Annotated in this window: 27 protein-coding genes and 1 tRNA gene; 9 read left to right on the top strand and 19 right to left on the bottom strand. The window is 42.1% G+C overall.

Annotation, left to right across the window (positions count from 1 at the left end; translation table 11 throughout):
• Window positions 1–3: 3 nt before the first annotated feature.
• The 10 genes from sufB to HN980_00765 form a co-directional block, all read right to left on the bottom strand.
• A complete protein-coding gene (sufB, locus tag HN980_00810; GenBank protein ID MBT6928028.1) occupies window positions 4–1,437 on the bottom strand; it encodes a Fe-S cluster assembly protein SufB in 1,434 nt (477 codons plus the stop codon).
• Between the two features lie 142 nt (window positions 1,438–1,579).
• Window positions 1,580–2,428, bottom strand: coding sequence for a flagellar biosynthetic protein FliR (locus HN980_00805; protein ID MBT6928027.1), 849 nt, complete (start codon window positions 2,426–2,428; stop codon window positions 1,580–1,582).
• Between the two features lie 19 nt (window positions 2,429–2,447).
• Window positions 2,448–2,717: a type III secretion system export apparatus subunit SctS gene (gene sctS / locus HN980_00800; GenBank protein ID MBT6928026.1), complete on the bottom strand. Its 270-nt coding sequence runs from the start codon at window positions 2,715–2,717 to the stop codon at window positions 2,448–2,450.
• Window positions 2,718–2,730: 13 nt separating this feature from the next.
• Window positions 2,731–3,558 carry a type III secretion system export apparatus subunit SctR gene (sctR, locus tag HN980_00795; protein ID MBT6928025.1) on the bottom strand — a complete coding sequence of 276 codons (828 nt, stop codon included), beginning with the start codon at window positions 3,556–3,558 and terminating at the stop codon, window positions 2,731–2,733.
• 8 nt (window positions 3,559–3,566) lie between these two features.
• The gene (locus HN980_00790; GenBank protein MBT6928024.1) at window positions 3,567–4,208 is read right to left on the bottom strand and encodes an HrpE/YscL family type III secretion apparatus protein; all 642 of its coding nucleotides are present in this window, start codon (window positions 4,206–4,208) and stop codon (window positions 3,567–3,569) included.
• Between the two features lies 1 nt (window position 4,209).
• Window positions 4,210–5,067, bottom strand: a complete 858-nt coding sequence (locus HN980_00785) for a hypothetical protein (GenBank protein MBT6928023.1) — start codon at window positions 5,065–5,067, stop codon at window positions 4,210–4,212.
• 2 nt (window positions 5,068–5,069) lie between these two features.
• Complete coding sequence (sctJ, locus tag HN980_00780) at window positions 5,070–6,158, bottom strand: type III secretion inner membrane ring lipoprotein SctJ (GenBank protein MBT6928022.1); 1,089 nt, start codon at window positions 6,156–6,158, stop codon at window positions 5,070–5,072.
• A 164-nt stretch (window positions 6,159–6,322) separates the two neighbouring features.
• Window positions 6,323–6,613 carry an acylphosphatase gene (locus tag HN980_00775; GenBank protein ID MBT6928021.1) on the bottom strand — a complete coding sequence of 97 codons (291 nt, stop codon included), beginning with the start codon at window positions 6,611–6,613 and terminating at the stop codon, window positions 6,323–6,325.
• The gene (gene dusB, locus HN980_00770) at window positions 6,606–7,589 is read right to left on the bottom strand and encodes a tRNA dihydrouridine synthase DusB (GenBank protein ID MBT6928020.1); all 984 of its coding nucleotides are present in this window, start codon (window positions 7,587–7,589) and stop codon (window positions 6,606–6,608) included. The genes HN980_00775 and dusB overlap by 8 nt, the downstream gene beginning before the upstream one ends.
• Window positions 7,589–7,843 (bottom strand): YggT family protein, encoded by a 255-nt coding sequence (locus tag HN980_00765; protein MBT6928019.1) that lies wholly within the window; start codon window positions 7,841–7,843, stop codon window positions 7,589–7,591. Before HN980_00765 ends, dusB begins: the two co-directional genes overlap by 1 nt.
• 483 nt (window positions 7,844–8,326) lie before the next feature.
• Between HN980_00765 and pilM the strand changes: the two genes are divergently transcribed.
• From pilM to HN980_00740, 5 genes are all read left to right on the top strand, one after another.
• Entirely contained in the window at window positions 8,327–9,982 is a 1,656-nt protein-coding gene (gene pilM, locus HN980_00760) for a pilus assembly protein PilM (GenBank protein MBT6928018.1), read from the top strand.
• Between the two features lie 5 nt (window positions 9,983–9,987).
• Window positions 9,988–10,608, top strand: coding sequence for a hypothetical protein (locus tag HN980_00755; protein ID MBT6928017.1), 621 nt, complete (start codon window positions 9,988–9,990; stop codon window positions 10,606–10,608).
• The gene (locus HN980_00750) at window positions 10,605–11,894 is read left to right on the top strand and encodes a hypothetical protein (GenBank protein ID MBT6928016.1); all 1,290 of its coding nucleotides are present in this window, start codon (window positions 10,605–10,607) and stop codon (window positions 11,892–11,894) included. Before HN980_00755 ends, HN980_00750 begins: the two co-directional genes overlap by 4 nt.
• Window positions 11,895–11,973: 79 nt before the next feature.
• Window positions 11,974–13,026: a recombinase RecA gene (recA, locus tag HN980_00745; protein ID MBT6928015.1), complete on the top strand. Its 1,053-nt coding sequence runs from the start codon at window positions 11,974–11,976 to the stop codon at window positions 13,024–13,026.
• Between the two features lie 83 nt (window positions 13,027–13,109).
• Entirely contained in the window at window positions 13,110–13,325 is a 216-nt protein-coding gene (locus HN980_00740) for a PspC domain-containing protein (protein ID MBT6928014.1), read from the top strand.
• Here HN980_00740 and HN980_00735 read toward each other — a convergent pair.
• From HN980_00735 to HN980_00715, 5 genes are all read right to left on the bottom strand, one after another.
• Window positions 13,304–14,485 carry a hypothetical protein gene (locus HN980_00735; GenBank protein ID MBT6928013.1) on the bottom strand — a complete coding sequence of 394 codons (1,182 nt, stop codon included), beginning with the start codon at window positions 14,483–14,485 and terminating at the stop codon, window positions 13,304–13,306. The two genes, HN980_00740 and HN980_00735, sit on opposite strands and share 22 nt — an antisense overlap.
• Window positions 14,472–15,308: a polyprenyl synthetase family protein gene (locus HN980_00730; GenBank protein MBT6928012.1), complete on the bottom strand. Its 837-nt coding sequence runs from the start codon at window positions 15,306–15,308 to the stop codon at window positions 14,472–14,474. Before HN980_00730 ends, HN980_00735 begins: the two co-directional genes overlap by 14 nt.
• Before the next feature lie 78 nt (window positions 15,309–15,386).
• A complete protein-coding gene (locus tag HN980_00725) occupies window positions 15,387–16,079 on the bottom strand; it encodes a UDP-N-acetylglucosamine diphosphorylase (GenBank protein ID MBT6928011.1) in 693 nt (230 codons plus the stop codon).
• Between the two features lie 588 nt (window positions 16,080–16,667).
• Window positions 16,668–16,742 (bottom strand) — tRNA-Pro (locus HN980_00720).
• Window positions 16,743–16,807: 65 nt separating this feature from the next.
• A complete protein-coding gene (locus tag HN980_00715) occupies window positions 16,808–17,059 on the bottom strand; it encodes a hypothetical protein (protein ID MBT6928010.1) in 252 nt (83 codons plus the stop codon).
• A 110-nt stretch (window positions 17,060–17,169) separates the two neighbouring features.
• Between HN980_00715 and HN980_00710 the strand changes: the two genes are divergently transcribed.
• From HN980_00710 to HN980_00695, 4 genes are all read left to right on the top strand, one after another.
• On the top strand, window positions 17,170–19,110 hold the full coding sequence (locus HN980_00710; GenBank protein ID MBT6928009.1) for a protease-like activity factor CPAF: 1,941 nt from the start codon (window positions 17,170–17,172) through the stop codon (window positions 19,108–19,110).
• Window positions 19,049–19,723 (top strand): uracil-DNA glycosylase, encoded by a 675-nt coding sequence (ung, locus tag HN980_00705; protein MBT6928008.1) that lies wholly within the window; start codon window positions 19,049–19,051, stop codon window positions 19,721–19,723. Before HN980_00710 ends, ung begins: the two co-directional genes overlap by 62 nt.
• 54 nt (window positions 19,724–19,777) lie before the next feature.
• Window positions 19,778–20,062, top strand: a complete 285-nt coding sequence (locus tag HN980_00700) for a hypothetical protein (GenBank protein ID MBT6928007.1) — start codon at window positions 19,778–19,780, stop codon at window positions 20,060–20,062.
• Between the two features lie 69 nt (window positions 20,063–20,131).
• Window positions 20,132–20,998 (top strand): 4-hydroxy-tetrahydrodipicolinate synthase, encoded by an 867-nt coding sequence (locus tag HN980_00695; GenBank protein MBT6928006.1) that lies wholly within the window; start codon window positions 20,132–20,134, stop codon window positions 20,996–20,998.
• A 77-nt stretch (window positions 20,999–21,075) separates the two neighbouring features.
• Here the strand turns inward: HN980_00695 and HN980_00690 are convergent, their stop codons facing one another.
• From HN980_00690 to thrS, 4 genes are all read right to left on the bottom strand, one after another.
• Window positions 21,076–22,272: a hypothetical protein gene (locus HN980_00690; protein MBT6928005.1), complete on the bottom strand. Its 1,197-nt coding sequence runs from the start codon at window positions 22,270–22,272 to the stop codon at window positions 21,076–21,078.
• A gap of 82 nt (window positions 22,273–22,354) precedes the next feature.
• Window positions 22,355–23,092, bottom strand: coding sequence for a CT583 family protein (locus tag HN980_00685; GenBank protein ID MBT6928004.1), 738 nt, complete (start codon window positions 23,090–23,092; stop codon window positions 22,355–22,357).
• A 118-nt stretch (window positions 23,093–23,210) separates the two neighbouring features.
• Window positions 23,211–23,975 (bottom strand): ParA family protein, encoded by a 765-nt coding sequence (locus HN980_00680; protein MBT6928003.1) that lies wholly within the window; start codon window positions 23,973–23,975, stop codon window positions 23,211–23,213.
• A gap of 17 nt (window positions 23,976–23,992) precedes the next feature.
• The coding region (gene thrS / locus HN980_00675) for a threonine--tRNA ligase (protein MBT6928002.1) at window positions 23,993–25,327 on the bottom strand (1,335 nt) is incomplete at its 5' end.

Here is a 25,327-nt window from a genome sequence, read left to right as displayed (position 1 = left end):
TCTTTATCCTACTGAGTTTTCTAATTTTAAAGTAAGTAGCTGCCTCGTCTCTGTGGCAAACTCCAGTGGCAGTTCTTTGATAACGTCTTTACAGAAACCCCCGACGATCATCGTTATCGCCTCTTCGCGCGATATTCCTCTTGTCTGCAGATAAAACAGCTGATCTTCGTTCATTTTAGACGTCGAAGCTTCATGTTCTACTTCGCTCGAAGTATTGCGCACCTCTATCACTGGGAAGGTATTCGCCGAGCATTCATTTTTTATAAGCATGGAGTCGCATTGTGTATAGTTACGGGCGTTTTTAGCATTCTTTCCTATCTTCACAACGCCTCTATAGCTGTTATGTGATTTATCGGCAGAAATCCCTTTAGACACTATCGTCGACCGTGTATTTTCGCCGAGGTGTATCATCTTCGTTCCTGTATCGGCCTGCATCATACCGTTGGTAAGCGCCACGGAATAAAATTCTCCTACAGACCCTTTGCCTTCGAGGATACACCCCGGATATTTCCATGTTATCGCAGCACCAACCTCAACTTGCGACCATGATATTCGCGAGTTCTTGCCTTTGCACAGCCCGCGTTTCGTCACGAAGTTATACACCCCGCCTTTCCCAGTAATAGGGTCTCCGGGATACCAGTTCTGCACCGTAGAGTATTTTATTGTGGCATCATCGAGAGCGACAAGCTCGACAATAGCGGCGTGGAGCTGGTTGGTGTCATACATCGGCGCTGTACACCCTTCGAGGTAGCTCACCGAAGACCTCTCTTCGGCGATGATAAGGGTGCGCTCAAATTGTCCTGCCGTCTCATCGTTGATACGGAAATATGTCGAAAGCTCCATTGGACACGTCACACCTTTGGGGATGTAGACAAAAGATCCGTCGGAGAAAACCGCAGAATTCAGCGCTGCGAAGAAATTATCTCCCGGAGAGACGACGCTGCCGAGATAGCTCTCAATAAGGTCGGGATAGCGCTGTACTGCTTCTGATATAGAGCACAACACAACGCCCGCCTTGCTAAGTTCTTCTTGAAACGTCACCCCTATCGATACGGAATCAAAAACCATATCAACGGCGACATTGGTAAGGCGCTTCTGCTCTTTTACGGGGATCCCTAGCCTTTCGAAGGTACGTAAAACTTCAGGGTCTACCTCATCAAGGCTATTGAGTTTTGGTTTCTTCTTTGGAGAAGAGTAGTAACATATTTCTTGATAGTCAATATTAGGATAAGTGCCATTGAGCCAATGTGGCTCCTCCATCTTCTTCCAGATGTCAAAAGCCTTAAGACGGAAATCTCTGAGGAAAGAAGGCTCCCCCTTCTTCTCCGAGATGAGACGTATCACATCTTCATCAAGGCCTTTGGCAATGGCGTCTTTCTCGACGTCGGTGACAAAACCATACTTATATTTTTTGCTATCTTCGGGTGAATCCACCATTTATCTCTCTATCGATGTATAAAAACATATGAAATATAACATATTATCGCTTTTCATACAAAAAATGGTTTTTAATTTTTAGCCCGCGATTGCAACAGCATCCTGCAGTCTAGCGGCACAATACGGCTACGAAATCCAAAAATTATACCAATTTATATATAAGCCTGGTTATCTCGTCGAGCCAAGACATCGAAAATGCTCCGATATAGCGTATTATCGCAAACCACCCCAGCCACAGAATCCCCACGCCAAAAAGAGCTTTAAGTGGCATGCCCAAAAACACCATCTGAACTTGTGGCGCCAAGCGGTTGGCTATACCAAGGAATGTGTCAGTCATAAGCACTATAAGTAACGCCGGCATTGCAAGCCTCACTGACGATATGATAATAGTATTATAAAGCAAAAGTATCTGGTCCCAAAACGGCGACCCTTGAGCAATAAGCTTGCTGTTGAAAAACTGATCGACAGGAAGAAGCTGAAACGACTCCATTACAGTGTCAATAAATAATATCGGCCCGTTAAAGGAAAAGAAAAGATATACCGTAAAAACATTGAGAAATAGCCCTATAGGCGAGCCCATATTTTGAATTATAGGGTCATTAACCTGAAAACTCGCTGCGCCGCGTTGGTGATCGATAAAAATTCCACCGGTCTCAGCAACGACAAAGGGCACGGAAGCAATAAAGCCTATGACAAGACCCAAAAACGCCTCTTTGATAAAAAGAAAAACAAGCATCATATTAAACTGTAACGGCACCGTCGCCTGTGCTAAAACATAAGGAAAAGCCACAGCAAAAAGAGCGATACCAAGGCCTGCTTTAACAGGGTGAGGAAGAAGCTTTGCTCCTAAAAACGGGGCAAGAGCTATTATCGGAAAAAGACGCGCTATAGTAAGAATAAAAAGCGATGGAAGAAACGTCATATACTCCCGAACAAAAGGGTGCATAAGAACATAGTCGATATAATCCGGTGATAAATAGTCAAACTTCATACTGACACCCGTGATGCGTTCACTCCACCCACGTGGGGAAGTTTGTAAATATCGTCATAGCAAATTGCATTATCTGCGATCCAAGCCACGCTCCTAATATTATTAGCGTAAGAGTCACAGCTACAAGCTTTACCGTGATAGAAAGCGTCTGCTCTTGTATCTGCGTCGCCGTCTGAAATATCGCAACAGTAAGGCCCAATACCATACTTATAAGAACCGGAGGCCCAGAAAGAATAAGAATAAGAAGAAGGCCTTGATATGCCGACTGTACAATCTGCGATCCAAACATTCACTCATCCCCACTATTTAAACGTTGCAACAAGACCTTGAACAAGAAGCGTCCAGCCGTCGAGCATCACCAGCAAAAAAAGCTTCAAAGGCATCGATATCGTCACCGGCGATAACATCATCATACCCATAGCCAAAAGAATATTCGCCGTAACAAGGTCTATAACAAAAAACGGTATGTATATCAGCGCACCAACCTCAAAGGCAACCTTCAGCTGACTGGCGATATACGTCGGTATCAAAACGATAAAATCGTTGATAGAAAGCTCCGCACGATATTCAATAGGAAGGATCTTATACGTCATACGATAAAACGACCGCTGATGGTCGGGAATGACGTTCCTCATAAGATACTCGCGATATGGCTCACTGGCAGCCTTGGCGACAGTAATAAGAAACTCCGAAGAATTGGTGTCGACAATAGAAGTCGGAACATTCTCGCTGTTGATAAGATCTTCGGCGGCCGTGTACATCTGCAACATCGTTGGAAACATAATATATATGCTCAAAAGAAAAGCAATGCCATTAACGACCTGGTTCGGTGGTGCCTGCTGAGCACCAAGGGCATTACGCAACAGTGATAAAACCACTACGATCTTTATGAACGCTGTCAGTATCATAATAATGAATGGTAACAACGCCATAAGAGTAAGAGCTACCGCTTGTGTAACTAAAGATGGCCCCTTGAACGTGTTAAACTCCTGAAGCATCCTCGCCGTCTTCTCAGCAGCCGGGTCAGCAATGCTCTGAGAAAAAAGGTTTATAGGAACAAGCCACCATACACATATAGCAATAAGAACCAAAAATATAAATTTTGGAGAACATAGTCGCGATCGTATCATAAAAGCCTCTATTTTTCTTTTTGTACTACCTTCTGAAACGCTGCCTCAAGACGACGCCATTGGTTGTCTATCTGCGCGTTTATAATACCTGCCTCTGTCTCTATAATACACCCGCCAGGAGCAACATCTTCTCTCTCTTGGATAGAAAGGCTCTCAAGGCGCTCGAAAATCTGATTTAGCCTGGACTTGTTCTTATCGAGAACCTCTTTGTCGTTTTTGTTGACGTATATAATTATCTTCTGATGCTGCGACACGGCTCGTAGCGTATTGGAAACAATATTAACAATAGCTTCTTCGTTAAGAGACATCTCATCACCAACAATCTTCTTCGCCGCTTTTATCGCTATCGGTATGATGATTTTCTCCATCTCCCGACGAACCCTTCTTCGCCTCTTCTCGAGAAGAATTATCTGCTCGTTCCACCGCTTCTGCCCCTCAGCAAAACCTTCTTCCTGGGCCGCCTCTTTGAGCCTCTCACACTCCTCGGAAACCTCTTTCTTGTAACGCTCAGCATCGTCGTCGACCTTCTTAAGCATCTCCTTAGCGCTAAAAACTGCCGAAATGTCTTCTTTGGGGATAACCTTCTCCTCCGAAGAAAGATGTACGTCACCGCTGTATATCAAAGAAAAAAGCTTGCTCTCTTTAACCATCCTACATCCTCAAAAAAGTTATAATATTATGAACCTGTAAACGAACAGAAGCAACAACATCACTGTTAACAACTTTCGATATGCTTCTCTCAATAAAAACCGCCCTTCCAATGTCGAGGTGGTGACACAAATGCCATATAAAAGCAGGGCTTTCCTCAGACACAGCAAAAGCAAGACGCATAAGACCACGACGATGCAGTGTCGCCCTAAGCTTCATGGTATCACCATCCCAACTCCGAAGATTAAGCTCTGGAAACGTCGCCTTGTCTTGGTCGCGAGAACACCTTTTAAGATAGCGTCGCTGTGGCGGAGAAAGCATACTATAAACTTTCTTCAAAACTCCCCTATCAACAATTAGTGGCACCTCACGAGCAAGGTCATAAAGTCCTAAAAAATCTATGACCCTAACAAGCATACGTTTGTCACATGTCAATAAAGATGAAAGCTCCGAAGAAGATAACCACTCAACAGGAAAGTTTTTTTCTTCATCGAAAAAAGAAAAAAGATAATCGATAAAAAACGCTCTTATCTTATTGGGAAGCAGCTCCTTTTTACATTCTCTCTTCAACAACATTCCAAGGCCACGAAGCTGTGAGTCTGTCAAAACAGAAAAAATCTTACCGTGAATCTCTTCGGGGATCTTAGATATCACGTCCGAGATCCACGAATAATGCATAGTAAAAAGAGCCTCTTGAGAAAAGTTCGCCACAGCCATTGCTTTATCGCTATCAAGCGACATATCAACAACAGCGCTGCGCTCCTCCTCAGGCAAAAAACTTAGCAGCGCCGAACCATCATCACTATAGCGATTAAGTAATACCGATAACATCGCTGTGCTCTTAGAGCATGCAATCCCCATCGCTATTCTTCCTCTTCGGGCTCTTCTTTCTCTTCGGGTTCTTCAGCTATAGTAGGCTCTTCAACAACGCCCTCTTCAACAGGCTTTTTCTCAATAGCCACCTCTTCAACAGGCTCTTCCTCAACAACAGTCTCTTCAGGAACTTCTTCTGCGTTCTTTTCTTCGACCTCTTCGGCCTCTTCTTCAGTTTTGTCAACAGAACCCTCCTCAAAAGCCTTTAAGCTGAAAAGGGTGTGGAAACCTCCAACTTGATGTAATAGAGGGAATATCTTCCACACTATCCAGATAAGAATAAAAAGTACTAGAATAACAATGATAGAAAAGGTAAAGAAAATCGTACGAAAACGACCCACAGAATCTTTGTCAACGATGACAGACCATATCTTTGCATAATCGCGATCTCCACCAATACTATCTTCACCAGAAACAATATCTATGGCACTAAGAAATCGTGATTTGTCGGAAATAACGGTGACGTTTTCAAAACTCAAACCATTGATACTACTCGCAACAAGTCTCTTGATCTTGGGAATAAGATGGGCATTTGGATCGTCGAGAATGCCTTGGTGTTTGACGTATACCGATGCTGTAACAATACCATCATCCTCCTGACCAAACTCACTTACTTCAGGAAATGAAAGCTGTATGTCAGCATCTATAACACCATCGATCTTTCGTATCGTATTAGCAAGCTGCTCGGCAAGACCCGCCTGATACCGTATCTTGGCGTCAGACTCCGAAGAGACAAGCCCCGACTTAGCAAAAAGCTCCAAAAGCGTTTGACCTTTCTTCCTAGGAAGCCCCGCCACATTAAGCATCGCCATTGCATCCGTAGCACGCCGCGATGACACTGATACGTCCCACAGAAGTTCTTTTCCAGCACCACCACTATCGGCATTCTTTATCTTAATAGCCCTTATATCTTTGCTCGCAAGAAAAACGATTACCTCGTTAGCCTCACGCTCAGAAACAGAGTTTACAATAGAAACCTGTCTGTTACATGACGTCAATATCCCAACAAATAACGCACATACAACAAAGAGATTAACGCCACAACATACTGTATTAAAAAATGTTTTTTTGTTCTTCATACTGCCCTCAATATATTACCATCGTTTTATATATCACACACTACCACACAACCTGTATTAATACCCAAAAAATCTTTATGTTTTTAAGAAAACAATCAATGCCATAAAAAAAACCATCCCTCACAAAAAGGAATGGCTTGCTGCTATACGTCTTATACGTCACATTATTCAATACTAAAACTCGTATATCTCTCTTGAATTTCCCTGTATTCTATAGACATAGAATCCACTCGGCCAACACCGGCATCGAGCATCTCAAAAAGACGCTCTACATCGTCGCGACTCCCCTGTACAAAAATCTCTACACTACCATCAGAACAGTTTCTCACGTTTCCAACAACACCAATCTCCTCAGCATAACGCTTCGTCATGTCACGAAAAAACACACCCTGAACATGGCCATAAACAAAAGCGTGAGCCTCAACATACTGCCCCATAACATCTCCTTCATTCATCAGCACAACTCTGTTTTATAAGATTCCACACAGCTTCCTTCGTCTCTGCCTTCATTAAAGCTCCACGAAATTCGCTGGAACGCGGCAGCCCCTTAAAATACCAACAACCAACTCGCCGCATCTCAAGGAGAGCCTTCCTCTCTTCTTTATACTCAAGCATATAAGAAAAATGACGGGCTAAAGCACTACGACGCTCTTCTGTAGAATGCTCCAAAATGTCTCCTCCCTTCATGTACCTTTCAATATCCTCCGCAATCCACGGATTTCCTAACATGCCACGTGCAACAAGAATGCCATCACAACCAGTATTATCAAACATCGCTTTTGCTGAAGGACCATCAAAAATATCTCCATTACCAATAACAAGCATATTCTTAGCGGCGGCTTTACATGCTTTGACCCACTCAAAATTAACACTACCAGAATACCCCTGGGAACGCGTCCTTCCATGAATAGTAATCGCTACAGCGCCAGCATCCTCAACAATGCGTGTTATCTCTTCAATATTAACCCCTTCGTTATTCCAGCCCGCTCTAATTTTTACCATCACAGGTATATTCACAGCTGAAACCATCTGCTCAACAATATCCCCTATTCTCTGAGGGTCTTTTAACATCCCAGAACCACTTCCATCACGTATAACTTTGTCAACAGGACATCCACAGTTGAGGTCTATAACATCAAAACCCTTGTCCTCGATAATTTTCGCAGACTCACCAGCAATAGCCGGGTTGCTACCAACAAGCTGCGCTCCTATAGGATGCATGTCGTCACTATAATCAAGATACCCAAGCGTCCCTTTATGACCACGAACAAGCGGCTCCATCTTGACCATCTCACAAAATATAAGACCTTCATGATACTCGCGAGAAATCCTACGAAAAGGGAAATCCGAACACCCAGACATCGGTGCGTATATTATATTATTCCGAAGAATAAGATCCCTAAGACAAAATGGTGATGAAAATCCTGACATCAGATAATTATTCTCATGATAATGCTTTCGAAAAAACGCAGCGCAAAAAACGCCACTATAGGACTGATATCAATCCTGCCAAGCGGTGGTATAATACGACGAAAAATAGAAAGGTATGGCTCAGTGTAATACGTAATAAATTGCATAAGCTTGTGCTTTTTCAACTCCGGTATCCATGAACCAAGAATGCGCGCAAAAAGCATGAGCGTATATACAAGAAAACAAATGTGTAGAACATAAACAAGAAAAAACATAATTCCACCATAAAAAATAATATTGATAACTGCTGTTGCGCGCTAATCTTGCTTTAGTGGTATAGCGAAAGGGGCAAGATGCAAGTACTTCCGACGAGCCAAGCTCTGAAGAGCTGGGCGAGGAGGAATACGCAGCAGATTGTTCCTTGCAGCACACCAATAAAGTGAGAGAAGTGCGTAACGTCAGTGATAAATCATTTTACCATGTACCCCTTTTTTTACTCCAGGAGTATTACCCATGATTGCCACCTAATCTCGCCAACCACCATATTTTAGAAGCCCCTCTGTTGATTTACATTCCTCGTCCAGCTCTAAAGAACGCGCTTCGGCATGTAAATCAACATCTAAATCACTAAAATACCGTGATAGACGAGATTAGGTGACAATCATAGGTATTAAGCTTTGATAAAATACACACTTTGTCGTAAAATAATACTGCTTTTATAACAGTACTATTATTAATACCTTAGAAAGATAATCGCGATGACTCAGAATAATATCATAGGGATAGACATTGGGACTTCTTCTGTTAAAACTGCCTATATCCAGCAAAGGAAAGGCGGCTTTACCGTAATAGCCCTTTGCGAAGACGTCGCTACCGATGTAAAGCAGCTTAACAATACATGTCGTGACGCCATCGCCCCACACAAAGATGCTGTTATTATTTCTCCGCTCGACACGCCATCTATTCTTATCAGATCTCTCGAGATTCCTATCACAAAGCCTAGCGACCTTCACGCCGCTATTCCATTCAAAGCTGAGCCACTACTTCCTTTCCCGCTAGAAGATGGACTTCTTGAAAATCTTGTTATCGAAAAAAGAGAGTCCTCAACACTTATTACCCTTTTTGCCGTAACAAAAACAACTGTCGATCAATATTTATCAGAGCTTAATAATTTCGACATCGAGCCTGATATCATTTCATGTGTTCCGCAGGCTCTTGCTGCGTTTGTTCATGAATTTTCTTCTTCCAACGAAGAGGTTTCTTTAATAATACACCTTGGCGATAAAACAACAACATGCGCCACTTCCTTTAAAGGAAAAATACTCGCATCTCGATCTATATCTCTAGGTTCCAACGACATCACATCCGCCATCATGTCCGACAAAAGCCTCAGCGCCAGCGAAGCCAAGTTGTTTTTCTATGAAAATTTTGACTTTACAGACATCGATGCCAGCGACCTTTCCCTCACTCTTTCTATTGTTGACTCTCTTAAAAACGAATTAGTAAAAACCGTTTTATCACTAGAAACCAGCACAAAAAAAATACTTTCTTCGGTATTTATATCCACAGGAAATTTCTCCTTGTCAAGCAACACCCCTTCTTTCCTCGAGACGGCTCTCACAAAAAAAAATCTCCTTCTTTCTTATCCTACATCGACAATAAAAAACCATCCCGACTGCCACCGCTTCGCCGTACCACTAGGCCTTGCTATTAGCGCAACAAAAAACAACTCTGACACAATAAACTTCCGCAAAGAAACATTTTCCCATCCGCGACCATTACGTCATATCAAAAAAGCACTGATTTCATATCTTTCACTTTCCGCCCTCTTAACAATCTCCCTTTTCACTTTAGGGAAAGGCATGCTTCATCATCAAGAACAACAACTTCAACATTCATATTCCTCCTTTGTCGAAACATATAAAGAGTCTCTCTCTCTCTCAACAGCTTTAAATAATACCAAAGAAGAAGGGAGCCTCTCTTCATCACACATAAACCTTAGTTTTTTATCTTCTAGTCTCTCTGATTTCGAATCAACAATATCCGGAATTCGTGACGACTACACGCTATTTCCTTCGGTGCCCCGCGTATGTGACCTTCTTGCATGGCTAAGCACACGACCATATATCGTCAGTATCAACGAAGAGACGAAAGAAAAATCTGCGCTTATCTCCCTAGAAAACCTTACGTATACCATGGTAAAGCGCCCAGGACCGGCAAAGAAAAAAGACCCGTACCTCGTTAAAGTAAAGCTATCATTCTCAACACCAACACCTCGTATAGCGCGAGAATTTCACCAGGCTATACTAGAAGACACCTCCTTTATCAATAATAAATATGACGTATCATGGAATACCGGAAAAGACAGCTATACAATATCTTTCTACTTAAAAAATAAAAAAGTAGGCACCTAATCATTATGACTATCCCTTCGCACATACGAACTTTTATAGCTCTTATAATTATAGGTCTTGCCATGCCAACAACAGCAATATCTTATTACATTGTAAAAAAGCACTCGCTCTCTTCTATAGAACAAAAACTAGACTATCTCCAACGTTTTGCTACCGAAAAAACAAAAAAACAAACCGTCAATACGCTAGTAAAAAAAAAATATAATGATACTGATGATAATTATATCGACAAACACCTCGAAACCTTAGTCTTTTTAAAAAATGAAATCGCCGCTCTTGAAAAAAATATTGCCAATGATGCCTTCACTAATAAAACATCGGCACAAAAAAGACTCTCGTTCTTGTTAGGCACAGAAAACAAGCTCCTTTTCTCCGAAAGCTCTATCCTTTCATACAACAATATCCAAGAAACTGTAGAAACTCTCAAACACCATGTTGAAGTCGACAGCGAAAACATAACAACAATACTCTCCGCTATCGAAGGACTGTCTCTCGACAACACCCCTATTCCTCCCAATAAGCCTCAGTTGATCATCACCGATTTTTCGATTACAAAACAACATAAGCCAGGACGACAAGAGACTTTCGATCTGTCATTAAACCTTCTTAAAAGAGAATACTCATGAAAATACCACCATATATATCAAAAACCTTGCTTATCATTATTATGCCTCTGTTTTTAATAGGATGCTCATCGATAAAAACAAAAGAAAACCCTACACACCTCTCTCGCGTCCATATCATCGACAATAATGGTTTCACTGAAACAATACACTCTAAAGAAAGGTTGACATCATTACGAAATATTAACTTCCTAAAATCTCAGCCATACCAGAAAGTTCTACGTACATTTCAACGTAATAAATCAGGCTCCACAAAATCAATAATAACAACATACTACGACCACGGACAAATCAAACAATATCTCGAAGTCGTCGATTCACGCGCATACGGCGTCTATAAAGAATGGCACCACAATGGTGTTGTAAAGCTAGAAACTCGCGTCATCGGAGGTGTCAGCGATATCACCCCTTCAGCAGAAAAAAGCTGGGTTTTCGATGGCACAAGCCGAGCGTGGTCTGAAGAAGGACACCTACTTGCCGAGATCTACTACGAAAAAGGCGAACTTCATGGTTTATCAAAACGATACCACCTATCAGGCGTCGTACACGAAGAAACCCCATATCACCACAACGCTTTACATGGCACAACAAAGATTTTTCGTGCCGATGGCTCCCTCTTTTCACAAGCTGAGTTTTCCCAAGGAGAAAAACACGGTACATCATTTCAATATTGGAAAAATGGCTCTGTCGCTGCACAAGAAAATTACAGCAATGGCTCTCTTATGTCAGGAAAATATATCGACAATCTTGGAATAATACGCTCTGAAATTGTCGGTGGCGAAGGGTTCCGCTCTATCTTTAAAGGAAAAATTCTCGCAGAACAACATGAATATAAACACGGAAAGCCTGAGGGGCTCGTTACCATCTTCGATGAAAATAGCACTCCCCTTCGCACATACCACATAAAAAATGAAGTTAAACACGGCGAAGAAATAGAGTTCTTTACTAAAGTACCAAAAACACAACAAAAACTCTCAATAAATTGGTCTGAAGGGAAAATACAAGGACTTGTAAAGACGTGGTATGATAACGGCATACAAGAAAGCTCTAGAGAGATGAGTATGAATAAAAAAAATGGCATCAGCACAGCATGGTTTCGCAATGGAAGCCTCATGCTCATCGAAGAATTTCAAGACGACGTCCTTCTCCGTGGCGAATACCATAAAAAAGGTGAAAAATACCCCGTTTCTAAAGTCACCGGCGGCAACGGAGAAGCAACTCTCTATGACCCTGACGGCAACTTCCTAAAAAAAATCATATATGTCTCAGGCCTTCCCGCAGGAACATAAAATATCTCTTGACGATTAAGGATGAAAAAGCGTTAATAATAGCGGTTTTTATATGTATACAATCAAAAGGAGAGAAGCTATGACCCCAGCAGAAGAGAAATCACGAAAAGCAGCACTAGAAAACGCTATATCACAGATAAAAAAACAGTTTGGAGAAGGCGCTATTATGTCGCTCGGCAGCCACTCGGCATCAAGAACTGCTGAAGTCATAAAAACAGGGGCCATAACCCTTGACTTAGCTCTAGGTATCGGAGGTGTTCCACGAGGCCGTATCATTGAAGTATATGGCCCTGAATCGTCAGGAAAATCAACTCTTGCCACACACTTCGTCGCTAATGCACAAAAAAACGGCGGTCTCGCTGCATATATCGACGCTGAGCATGCTCTAGACCCAGGATACGCTGCTAAAATAGGTGTTAATATTGATGACCTGCTTATCTCACAACCAGACAGTGGTGAAGAAGCTTTAAATATCGCTGAAACACTAGCAAGATCCAATGCTGTCGATATCGTCGTTATCGACTCCGTAGCTGCCCTCGTACCAAAAAGTGAGCTAGAGGGTGAAATCGGAGACTCGTTCGTCGGTCTACAAGCACGCTTGATGTCACAAGCGCTGCGAAAGCTGACGTCAACACTAGCAAAATCAAACACATGCGCCGTCTTCATCAACCAGATCCGTGAAAAAATCGGTGTTATGTTCGGAAACCCAGAAACAACATCCGGAGGACGCGCTCTTAAGTTTTACTCTTCAATACGCCTAGACATACGCCGTATCGGCGCAATAAAAGGTTCTGGTGGCACCCCAGACACCGGAAACCGCGTGCGTGTAAAAGTCGTAAAAAATAAAATGGCCCCACCATTCAGAACTGCAGAATTTGATATTTTGTTCAACGAAGGAATATCACAAGCAGGATGCACTCTCGACCTCGCCGTAGAACACGAGATCGTAGACAAAAAAGGTGCGTGGTTTAGCTACAACGGTGAAAGACTAGGACAAGGACGTGAAAGCGTTAGAGATCTCCTCAAAAACAACGAACCCCTGCTCAGTGAGATAGAAGAAAAGGTGCATAACGCCATAGCGCCTACTGAAACGCTTGAAGCAAAAGAAGAAAAAGTTCTGGCTGAAGTATAAAATAACTGCTGTTACGCGCCTGTCTTGCTTTAACCCATGATTGCGCGTAACAGCAGTAAAATAATATAAACTAGGAGAGCCCAATGAAACACATACATCGATCACGCAAAAATAAAATGGTTGCCGGCATCTGCGGCGGCATTGCCGAAATGTATTCGTGGGACCCCTCCATCGTTAGGCTAGCTTTCGTTTTTCTCGCTCTAGCAACAAATATAATGCCTCTAGTTGTAACATATGCCCTCGGATGGTTCATCATTCCAATAAAAACACACAACGCTCAATCACCACGTAAAAAATAAGCGTACTCATCCCTTCCAGACGTTTCAATATCAAGAAGTTTCGACTGCTCGTGATATGACGAGCCAGCTAAAATACCTCGACCATCAGAACCTAAAAAAACAGGCACTTCTTTGTTTTGTAAAGCCTTAACTTTTTTATGTAAATCCACCAACGAAACATCACAAAGAACTCTGTTTGACTGTATGTTAGCGTGAAAACATGGAGTGATATATGGATTCGAAATAATAATATCTGCCCAATCTTCAGTAATATAAGCAACATGCCCAAACTCAAGCTTTAATGGCTTTGTATAGGAAGTAATAACATGACGAAGAGCGTCGTAAAAAACGCCTTCGTTCCCTGCCTCAAAAGCATGTAAAACGAGGCTTGTCGAGTGCTCTGAAGCATATTCAAAAAGATCTCGAAGACGCTGTTCTATATCCCCTTGGCTGTAAAGAGGCTTTACATTGGTCGCGCCGTTACCCTCTCCAATACTTCCTACAACATCTATAGCTTTAATAGCGTTTTTTTCAAGAAGTCTCTGACTGTTTTCTGTTACGACAACACCGTCTTTAAGCAAAACCTTTCTCTGTAAAGCAACATTATAATAAAGCTCTGTTCCATAGCGTTTGGCAAGAGAATAAAGACGTGTATGTTTATCCCTTTGACTTGGCTCAAAAAAGCGACGCGTCATCGTTGCCGATATCACCTCGCGATTACAAAGCGGCTCTTCATTAAAATATCGCTCAAAAATTCTCTCTACAACCTCTGGCGAAAGGGCAAGAAGAATGTTTTTTCTCAACGTTTCTATGTATTTATATGTCGCACGCCGTAATTGAATGTCATCTATACCATCATCAAATGAAAGAAGTTTTTCAAGCGCTACCTTCTTATCAGAATCCAACGTTTCACATAATTCTGAAAGCGTATATGTCAGGCCCTCCGATCGTATAATATTATCAGTGTCGTCATCAATAAAACCTAGCGACTCATTTAAAAACAGCTGAACGTTATCAGGAATGGCAAAAATGGCATCGGCTTCTTCCGCGAAATTCCTTGGAAAGGGGAGTGACTGAAGGTGTTCGTGAAAATTCGATGCCTTTAAATCAACACCAACAAGAAAGATGAGGCTAATAAAAAACCATAAAAGGCGCTGAATTACCGTATTATATAATTTCAACACCATGCTCCTCTGCAAACGTCTTGGCTTTATTGGCAAGAAAAGCTGTCAAGCTAGAAAACTCATCAGAATCTATATGTAAAGCCATTATTATTTTTTCCAAAGATTTTATCTCTTCGCACAACATTTTCACTGTCTTTTCTATCCCTATTTGTGAGGCTATATTAACAGTTTTTTCATTGTCATTATCCTGGTTTACATCTTCTAGATCATCTTGCATCTGAAATGCCATGCCAAAATGCCACGCTGCTTTTTTTACAAGATCGAGTTTTTGTATATCACCGCCGCTGAAAAGCCATCCGAAAACAAAAGATATCTCAAAAAGTGTTCCTGTTTTTTTATGTATTACATCCTGAAGTGTTGAGGTGGCGTAATCTGGTGGATATATATCCAGAAACTGTCCTCCTGTTGCCCCTTGTATTCCAGTGTTATATGTGGCATTTTCTAGTGCAAGACAACATATTTCAGCGGCATTATTAGAGTGTGGCGCATCTGATGTTTTAAGGGACTCGGTGTTTTCATAAATAGCGCGATATCCTGCTCCAATAAGAGCATAGCTTGCCAGAAGAGCTGTTGCTTCATTATATTTTTTATGAAGGGAGGGTTTGCCTCTGCGCATGTCATCATCGTCCATACAAGGCAGGTCATCGGCAATCAATGACGCCGTATGAAAGAACTCAACTCCAAGCGCAACGAATGTCACGTCTACATTACTTTTTAATGCCTTGTTTATCATCATAACAAGTGCTGGACGAAATCGTTTTCCTCCGTTACAAAGGGCATATTCACAAGCATCACGCAGTCTGCTCTTTTCGCCAAGCAATTCGACGGCGTCGGCTATTTTTTTTTCTATTTCTTCTTTCTTTTTCTGTAAAATATTTTGTAGTGCCACAAAAAACCTTTATTTATCGTTTTTGATTAAGATCGTTTCATTTTTTGACGCTGGCTTTACAATGGCATCACTATGAACAACGCCGCCAATATTCAAGCATGGGTAACATCTGCTTCGGGGTCCTATAAGCGTTCCAGGATTAGTAACACAGTTGCATCCAAGCTGAGCATCGTCGCCAACAATGGCGCCGCATTTCTTAAGTCCTGTCTCGATATGAGAACCATTATCATCAATAATAACGAGTCTTTTATCAAGTTTAACATTAGCACACTTTGTTCCTGCGCCGAAATTTACGTTGTTGCCGAGGATGGAATCTCCGACATAAGCGAAGTGTGCTGCTTTGGCGCCATTTAAGAAAATAGAGTGTTTAACTTCTGTCGCATGACCAATAACACATCCATCTCCGACAACAACATTGCCGCGCAGATATGCTCCGTGGCGTATGGTACAACCTTTCCCTATTATGCATGGTCCTTCGATATAGGCGCCTGGCTCAACGACAGTGCCTTCTCCGATAACAATCATTGAAGGATTAACAAAATACGCTCCTGGGGCCTCATATTGAAAAGTAGGGTAGTGAAAAGAAGAGCAGAATTCTTTAAGCTTTTTTAAGGTTTCCCAGACAGGAGCTTCTAAATCAAACAGTTCTTTATGCTGAAACTCTGTGAGATCGAAATAATCTGATGTTTTGAATAAAGACATATAACCCCGCTACTTTTGGTTTTTATTGATAGAGTATACGAAAAAGCACAATTTGAAGAGAAGAAGAAAGTTTCCACAGGATTCACATATGAATTATCTTTATATATAAGTACTTCTATTCTTCTTCAGAGGGTGTGGATTTGTTTATATCTATGCCTTTTCATCTATGGAAAGTCTTTGTTGAGAACTTGTTTATCGACTGTTGAGAATATGGGTGTTATCTACAGAAAGGTGTAGTTGTGAAAAGTAATAACAACGTCATGAACAAGAAATCTTCTATGTTATGAACAGAAATTGATGATAACAGAAAAAACAACAAAAAGAAGTTTCCACAATTTTCGAAGAAGAATACATTTATATATATAAAGATATATTCTTCTTCAGAGAGTGTGGATCTGTTTATAAGTCGATGTTTTAGCTATAGAAAGGTCTGTTCATAGCGTTGTTTATATCTTGTTTATATAGTGGTTGTTTATGAACAGCACGAAGATATCGACAGAGATTTGTTATTGTTGTGAACGTTTTTTGTATGGGTTATCAACAAAAGATATTAGCCTTATCCTAGGCCATAACAAGAGAGAAAAAGATTCTGGGTGAGAGGATTCGAACCTCCGACCTCTTGCACCCCATGCAAGTGCGCTAGCCAAGCTGCGCTACACCCAGAAAGAAGAAGTTTTTTATAAACTGACGCTACACGCCACCAAAGCAAGATTAGTGCGTAACATCAGTTATACAGCGGAAATGCTTTCTATAGAAAAATCAGAGCGCTTTATCTCTTTAAGAGCAATTTTAGCGCACTGTTCTATGATTGTTTCAAGTGGGTCGTTAAGGTCTACATCTGCCGCCAATATGTCGACGGTGATGGAGGCGGAGAAATATGTGCCACCGCGTATACCTTTAACTTTAAAGTTAGCGAAGATGCCGTCTTTCTTTTTTGAGATTCCGTTGAAGCGTATGACATTATTGTGTTCTAGATCCATAGTTATTCATTCCTTGTGTTAAGTGATTTGATATTGTAGAATGATCTCTCGTTTATCGTCAAGCACGGTTTTTCAGCAAAAATAAAGAATTTATTAGATAAGGATTTGTTATGAAGGCATGTATTACATTATTACTTTCTTGTTGTTTCTTTTTTTCGACGGCGATGGCTTCTGATGGGGAGAAGGGATCGGCTTCGTTTCAAACGAGGAAGCAGATGTGTTCAGATCTCGATATTATACAGACTATATTGTCGAACCATTATGCTCCTGCGGAATGGAAAAAACAGCATATTGGGTGGGACCTTGAAAGAGAGGTTGAGAAGGCGAAAAGCTCTATATGGGATATGTCAGAGATCTCTGTAAAAGACTACCAGTTGATTTTACAAAATTTTTTCAAGACGATGAAAGACTATCACACTTCTGTTTTTTTCGTTTCTACTGAAATGGCATCCCTACCTTTTGAGGTTCATGGTGTTAATGATAAGATCTTTATAACAGGTATCGACCGTAAAAAACTACCAAAAGAAAGCTTTCCTTTTGAGATAGGCGATGAGCTTGTGCTTTTTGACGGCGTTCCTGCTTATGAGGTTGTTGTTGACCTGCAAAATCGATATTCTGGCGATAATAATAGTGAAACAGATAGAAGGTTTGCTGAAGGGTTTGTCACGACTCGCCTAGGGTTTTTCGGTCATGATGTCCCCCGTGGGCCTATTATAATAGATGTAAAGCCAAAGAATGATGAGAACACGTATTCTCATCAGCTTTCATGGGAGTATGTCCCCGAAAAAATCAATAACGACACGCCGCTTTTTAAGAGCGGAACAAAAGAGTTTTCTTTACGTGAAAGAGCAGAGGCTATTCTTGATAATAACGTAAAAGCACTAAAAAAGTTTTTTCCTGAAGAGAAAAAAATATCATCATGGTCTTTTGGAGCTCGAGAAAGCACCATCCCGGAGCTTGGAAATATTGTATGGAAGACAAAAGATGACGATTTGTTTAATGCATATATTTTCGAGTCTCCACAACAAAAAAGGGTGGGGTATATACGAATACCAACTTATATGCCCGACTGTTCTCGTTGTTTTCTTGATGAATATGTCGATGCTTTTGCTAAGATCATAGAAAAGTTTGATTCTGAAACAGACGCTCTTATAATAGACCAGATTAACAACCCTGGAGGGCTGGTAAGCTATGTTTATGTTTTGTCGTCGATGTTGACGAAGACGGCGCTGGAGACGCCAAAGCATAAGATGGCGATATCACAAGAGAATGTTTTTTTTGCTGCTATGCTCCTTCCAGAGCTTGAAAATATAAAATCAGATGACGATGCTAAAGCTGCTTTTGGAGACACGTTTTTAGGCTATCCTGTAAGCTATGAATTCGTACGTATTTTTATCGATTATTGTAGGTTTATTATAGAGCAATGGAATAAAGGTTCTCAAATAACAGAGCCTTATCATTTTTTAGGTATGGACTATATAAATCCTCATTATAAAGCGAACTATACGAAGCCTCTTATGGTAGTTGTTAATGAGCTTGATGTTTCAGGAGGGGACTTTTTTCCGGCGATATTGCAAGACAATCAACGTGCAACGATTTTTGGAACTAAGACCTCTGGTGCAGGAGGAATGATAAGCGTTTTTCAATATCCTAATATTTTCGGTGTTAGGGGGTTCTCTTATACAACGACCATTGCCGAGCGTGCCGATAAAAATCCTATAGAGAACCTTGGTGTAAAGCCAGACGTTGAATATAGCCTTACCGAAAACGATTTTCAACATGGCTACAAAGAGTATGCCAATGCTATTGTTTCGGCCGTGGAAACTATTTTTATTAACGACATTGAAGAAGATACGGTCTTAATTAACAACGATATCGAAGAAGAAAAAGAGATTGTTGCTGTTGATGATATTAACGATATTGATGATTTCGATGAAGAATTTGATGTTATAGAAGAGTATGACGGAGAAGAAGAATATGAAGTCAATGATGATACCGACGAATCAGATGGATCCGAGCTGGCAGAAAGTGTTGGCGAAGGAACTGAGTGAGCCGTATATTGCCGGGCTTGCCGCTTTTGTTGAGAAAGAACGTGCTTCAGGGGTTCCAATATACCCCACGAAAGAGTTTGTTTTTAATGCTTTTAAGCAGACGCCCTATGATGCTGTTAAAGTAGTAATTGTTGGGCAGGACCCATATCATGGGCCAGGACAAGCTCACGGGCTTTGTTTCAGCGTTAATAAAGGCGTTACAATTCCTCCGTCGCTTAAAAACATCTTTAAAGAGCTTATTGCTGACGTTGGCATATCACCGCCGTATCATGGTTCGCTACTTTCTTGGGCGCAACAAGGAATACTTTTGTTGAACACAACTCTTACTGTACGACAGGGGAGTCCTCAGTCACATCGCGGCAAAGGATGGGAGCGCTTTACAGACGCTGTTATCAATCTTCTTGGAGAGCGGCAGGAGCCAATTATCTTTGTGTTGTGGGGACGTTCTGCACAAGAGAAGAGGCCTCTCATTGGAAAACATCATACCATTTTAACGGCAGCGCATCCATCGCCGTTTTCGGTACAGGGCTTTCTTGGGTGCAGGCATTTTTCGAAGATAAACGAGATTCTTATAAGCTATGGCAAAGATCCTATAGACTGGGAAATAACGTGATAGTATTGTCACAAAAAGGTTAAAGTCTTACAATATAAGAAAAAGGCGGTGGCTATGAAGAAAGATGGTGACACTTTTTCTCCTAAAGAAGGGGAGTCTGTAGCCCTTGTGGCGGAGAAGCCAAAGGGGATAAAAAAAGCATTGTCAAGCTGTTTTGAAGAGGTTTCTGCGCTGCAAGAAAACGCCGCAAAAAAGATCGAAGATTTTATCACTGAAGAAGTAGATGATGTCGATTCTATGATGTCTGTGATGGACGAAGCCGATAAAACTTTCGATATGATGATGGATATCAGCGAGAGGCTTTCAGGAAGTTACGACACATTTATGAAGGGGCTTTAGAAAAAACAGTAAAACGAAAAAAAAGAGGCTGTAAAGCCTCTTTTTTTTAATAAAATAAGGAGAAAAGCGATGTTTTCGGGATCGATAGTAGCACTTGTAACGCCTTTTACAAAAGAAGGCGAGGTCGATTATGCAAAGATAAAAGAACTGGTGGAGTGGCATATTGCTGAAGGTACTAATGGTATCGTTCCATGTGGAACGACGGGAGAGTCGCCGACGCTTTCCGACGAAGAACAACGTAATGTAATAAAAACCGTTGTTGATGTTGTAAACGGCAGGGTTCCTGTTATTGCCGGGACTGGGTCATATGACACACGCCATGCTGTTGCCATGACGGAGTATGCGAAAGAATGTGGCGCTGACGCCGCCCTTGTTATTTCACCGTACTATAATAAACCTACACAACAGGGATGTATAGCCCATTTCTCCGAAGTGGCGAAGGTGGGGCTGCCTATTGTCCTTTACAACCATCAAGGTAGAACAGGAACGAAGCTTTTGCCGTCGACGATAGCGACGCTGAGCGCTCTTCCAGAGGTCGTTGCTGTTAAAGAGGCTTGTGGTGACGTAGGGATTGTCATGGATATTAAGAACGAAAGTGATATTACAATACTTTCTGGAGACGACAACCTTACGATACCATTCATTGCTGTAGGTGCTGTAGGGGTTATTTCCGTTATCGCCAACGTCATTCCCAAAGCATGGGCAAACATGGTTAAGGAATATTGTTCTGGTGATAAAGAAGAGGCATTACGCGAAGTATATCGTTATCGGCATCTGTGTAAGGCTGTAGTCGCCGAAAACAATCCTCAAGGGATAAAGTATGCAATGAAGCTTTGCTGCCTTTGTGACGACGCTGTGCGCCTCCCTCTTATTGAGTCGAGCGACAATGCCAAAGAGAATATCCGTGAGGCTCTTGAAAAGTCTGATGTGATATAAACCTAACAAAGTTATGGCATAAAAAAAGCACGCCTTTTTAGAGGCGTGCTTTTTTTTTGTTTTCTATTCTACGAACTCTAGAATATGACGCGAGCGCCGAGAAGGACTGCGTTGATTTTTTCATATTCAGTAGAAGTAGCGTCTGTGTATTTGTGGTTTCTTCCAGTGATATAGAACTGTGTGTTGATCTTATCAACAGACTGTACAAGAGCAAGACTATATGTCGTTGACTTGTCATCGTTGGAAGACATCTCAAAACCGTTGTAAGCGTCTACGCTTATAGCCGTAGAGCCAACTTCGAAGAAGTCTCTTATGAGACCAAGCTTTACATAGTAGTAGTAAAGGTTGTTTCTAGCAGCGTCTTCTAGCTGACGTGTTGCCCCTGCTACAGCAAGGTTTAAGCCTGTAGGGTTATGGATCGTAGCAGCAGAACCACTTATTTGATGGTGGCCGTCGACTTGTCGTGCGTTAGCATAAGCAACAGTAGCATCTATAGAGAAGTCTTTTACATCTCCGCTATACATCAATGCAGCATCCCAGTCGCCGCCATCGAGGACGGAAACAGCAGCATTAACATTGTAGTATGAAGGAGAGTCGTAACGAACTCGCATGTCACGGTCTAGGCCATCGAGACCCATAAAGACATCATAAACATGAAGAAGAGCACCACCTGTTGTTAATGCCCCATCGCTCTTATCTCGCAGAATAAGTCCGCCAGCGATGCTGTCAACAGCTGAACATGCAGCGACCCAAGTTTCTGAGAAGTCATTCTCAGTAGAGCCGTCAGATGCTGTGCTTCCGAAGCCTACAAAAGCTGTTCCGAATTTTTCACTTTCGAAGAAGACTTCTATAAATCTACGGGTTAGGTAATCATTACCAGCAAGAGCAGACTGACTTTGTGCTATATCACCAGTAGAGTTCACTTCATATTGCAATTCTACGGTAGCGCCGACTGTTAGGTCGTCGTTATAGCTTTTTGTGGCATCTACACGAAGACGTGTAGCGGCATTGTCGTTGTCGACGATGAAAACTTCTTGGTGGTCGGTGCCTGAAGGACAATTGTCATCGATGACTAAAACGCCCATGTTGACAGAACCGGAAACGGTTACATCAAAAGGAGTTTCTTCACCGGTGTCGCCTTTCATCATAGAGATTTCAGCAGCGAGGTCTTCAACTTTCTTTTCTAATTTATCTAAAGGCTCTGCTTTTACTGTGCCAAAGGCAACAAGTAAGGTTCCACAGAACAAGGAACAGAATAATGTACGTAAGCGCATAAAACCTCCTAAGGTTATAGCTGGGTTAAATAATTTTTATAGTATGGTGAAAATTTATTTTTTACAACAAAAAAAACGGCGTTTAAAGAATATCTTCGATTTGTTTAAGAATATCTCTAATCTCTTCTTTATGTGCTTTAGATAAAGAGCGCTTATTTTTATGTATCATAGTATGTATGGCGCTTAACGTTTTTATTGTCTGGTCGCCGGTATTTGATTTACGCTTGTCACTGCTTGACAGAGGAAATTTTTCTCTGATATGGCTGATAAGCTCCATCTTTGTTTCGCCGTCGTAATTTTTTACGATCTTCTTTTTGTCTTTGAAGTTTCCAGACCTGCTTGCTAGGGTATATATCGCTTGGCGAGGCATAGCTTCAAGCTGTTGGTGTAGATTTTTTGGTATCTCTTGATGAAATTCATAGTATTGCAAGAAATTGTACGGCGTCTGTCTGTTGCCATATGTTGCGGTAAGCCACGCCGTAAAAGCTCCATCACGGTATCTTTTTAAGATCTCTTGTGCTTTTTTGATGCGTTCGCCGTGCAGTATTGCCGCCTGGTTGTTGATGGCTTTGACTTCTGATGTCAGAGAAAGCAGCAAAGAAAGGTCACCAGTAAGGTTTAGCTTGTCGTCTTCAGGGGAATATTTCTCTAGAATCTCTTCGATGTATCTGCGCTCTTCGACGCCGAGTTCGTTTACATTGAAAGCTTTAGAGAAGACCGCAAGGCTTCCTGCGCCAGAGCGGTCGGGAATCGCTGCAGCTTTAGTGTCTTTCTTTTCTGATTGTAGACGTCTACGAAGAAGTAAATTTATCTTGCTCATAACATACCCCATAGGTTGTTCTTGCATGGTAATGCCTGGTTTATATAAAAAAATTATACCGCATTGTTTTCGATCGCGGCATTAAAAAGCAATAGATAAGCTTTACATTTTTTAGATATTATCCAAGGCGTTCTATATGCAGTACAATTTCTTCGGTGAGGTTTTTGTAGTCGTCAGAGGCACGGCTTTTTGGTGCCGTCTCGAAGAGAGGCTTTCCGAAGATCGACGCTTCGGAGACAGCGATGTCGCGGCGTATCTTCGTGTTGAAAATCTTCCCTGGGAAGGCGTTTTCTATAACTTCTAAGAAGTCTTGGTTGCTTTTTCCTCGGTGGTTCCAAAATGAGAGGGCGACGCCAGCGATTTTAAGAGGGTGTCGTTCAGCGATGCTATTGGTGAACGAGGCTAGGCGTTCGAGACCTTTGATGCTATAGAATTCTGGTGTTGCGCAGATGAGGGAATAGTCGGCGGCGATGAGGGCAGACTCTGTAAGCCAGCATAGCGATGGTGGGGTGTCGATGATAATGTAGTCATAGTTTAGGTCTTTGATGATATCATAAAGGCGTTCGTGGGAATATCTGTCGGCGGCAAGGGCGTCGGTCACTTCTACGCGCTCGAGCCACGTATCGCCAGGGATGAGGTCGAGGTTGTTGATACATGTTTTTTGTATGACGTCCTTGATAGAAGATTGACCCTGTAAAACAGGGACCATGCTTTCCTGCTCGTCGGGGTTGAATCCCAAGCCCGTCGTCATATTGGCCTGTGCGTCGAAGTCTATTAGGAGGACGGAGCTATTATGAAATCGTGATAGCGCTGCTCCGACATGTAATGCTGTCGATGTTTTTGCAGTGCCGCCTTTGAAGCTTGTAACAGCGATTGTTTTCATAATATCTTCCTCTTTTTTTATTTTTCTTCGTAATGGGAGGTTAATGTTCGTTCATCTTTTTCTTTAGAGATGTTTTCAATGAAGTCACAGAGAGGCACTTCGCCGACTACGATATTGTTACGCGTCCTTAGAGCAATAGTTGTATTTTCGACTTCTTTGTCGCCGATGGTCATTATGTAGTTTATCTGCTCGAGCTGTGCCTGGCGGATTTTTTTGCTGACGGAGTCGTGAGAGTCGTCGACATCACAGATGAAGCCAGCAGCCTGTATTGCATCGGCACATTCTTTAGCATATGGGACGTGTCTATCGGCGACGGCGACGATACGTACATGGTGAGGAGAAAGCCATAATGGGAACCTTCCTGCGAAATGTTCTATAATGACACCGAAAAAGCGCTCTATAGAGCCGAAGAGTGCGCGATGTATAAGGACAGGACGTTTTCTGCTGCCGTCGGAAGCTGTAAAAGTAAGGTCGAATTTTTCTGGCAAAGACATGTCGACCTGTATAGTTCCGCATTGCCAGCGGCGTCCGATGGCGTCGCTAATATGAAGGTCGATCTTGGGGCCGTAAAAGGCACCGTCGCCTTCGTTGACCTGGTATTCTTTGCCGCACTTTTCTATAGCATTGTAGAGGCCTTGTGTAGAGAGCTCCCACTCTTCATCGGTGCCGATGGTGTTTTTTTCAGGGCGCGTTGAAAGCTCTAAGGAATACGACAGGCCGAAGGCGGTGTAAATCTTATCGGCGAGGTCGAGGATATTGAGAATCTCATCTTCGAGGTCTTTGTATTCTAAGAAAACATGGGCGTCATCTTGGTGGAAGCTACGGACGCGTAGGAGTCCGGAGATAGCTCCTGATGCTTCGTTTCTATGGACGTTGCCGAACTCTGCGATTCTTAGAGGAAATTCGCGGTAGCTATGTAAAGCAGCTTTATAATAGAGCATGCATCCCGGACAGTTCATAGGTTTTATGGCGAAGTCGCGTTTTTCGATAGAGGTGGTGTACATATTTTCTTTGTAGTGGAACCAATGTCCTGATGTTTCCCACAGTTCTTTTGTCATAAGGATGGGCGTTTTAATTTCGACATACCCTGATTTATCGTGAAGTTCACGCATAAAGCCTATGAGTTTATCCCAGACGCGCAGTCCTTTTGGGTGTATTATCGGCATTCCTGGTGCTTCTTCGTGTAGTGAGAAGAGCCCGAGTTTAGGCCCCAAGACTTTATGGTCACGTTTTTTTGCCTCTTCGAGCATGGTGATGTATGCTTTTAGAGCTTTTTTGTCGGGGAAGGTGATGCCATAGATCCTTGTAAGCATTTCATTGTCGGAATCGCCATGCCAATATGCTCCTGATGT

This window comes from Waddliaceae bacterium (genome assembly GCA_018694295.1).
In the GTDB taxonomy this organism is placed as follows: domain Bacteria; phylum Chlamydiota; class Chlamydiia; order Chlamydiales; family JABHNK01; genus JABHNK01.
Note: the sequence above shows the minus strand (reverse complement) of the source record. Positions and strands in the feature narration are given on the sequence as shown.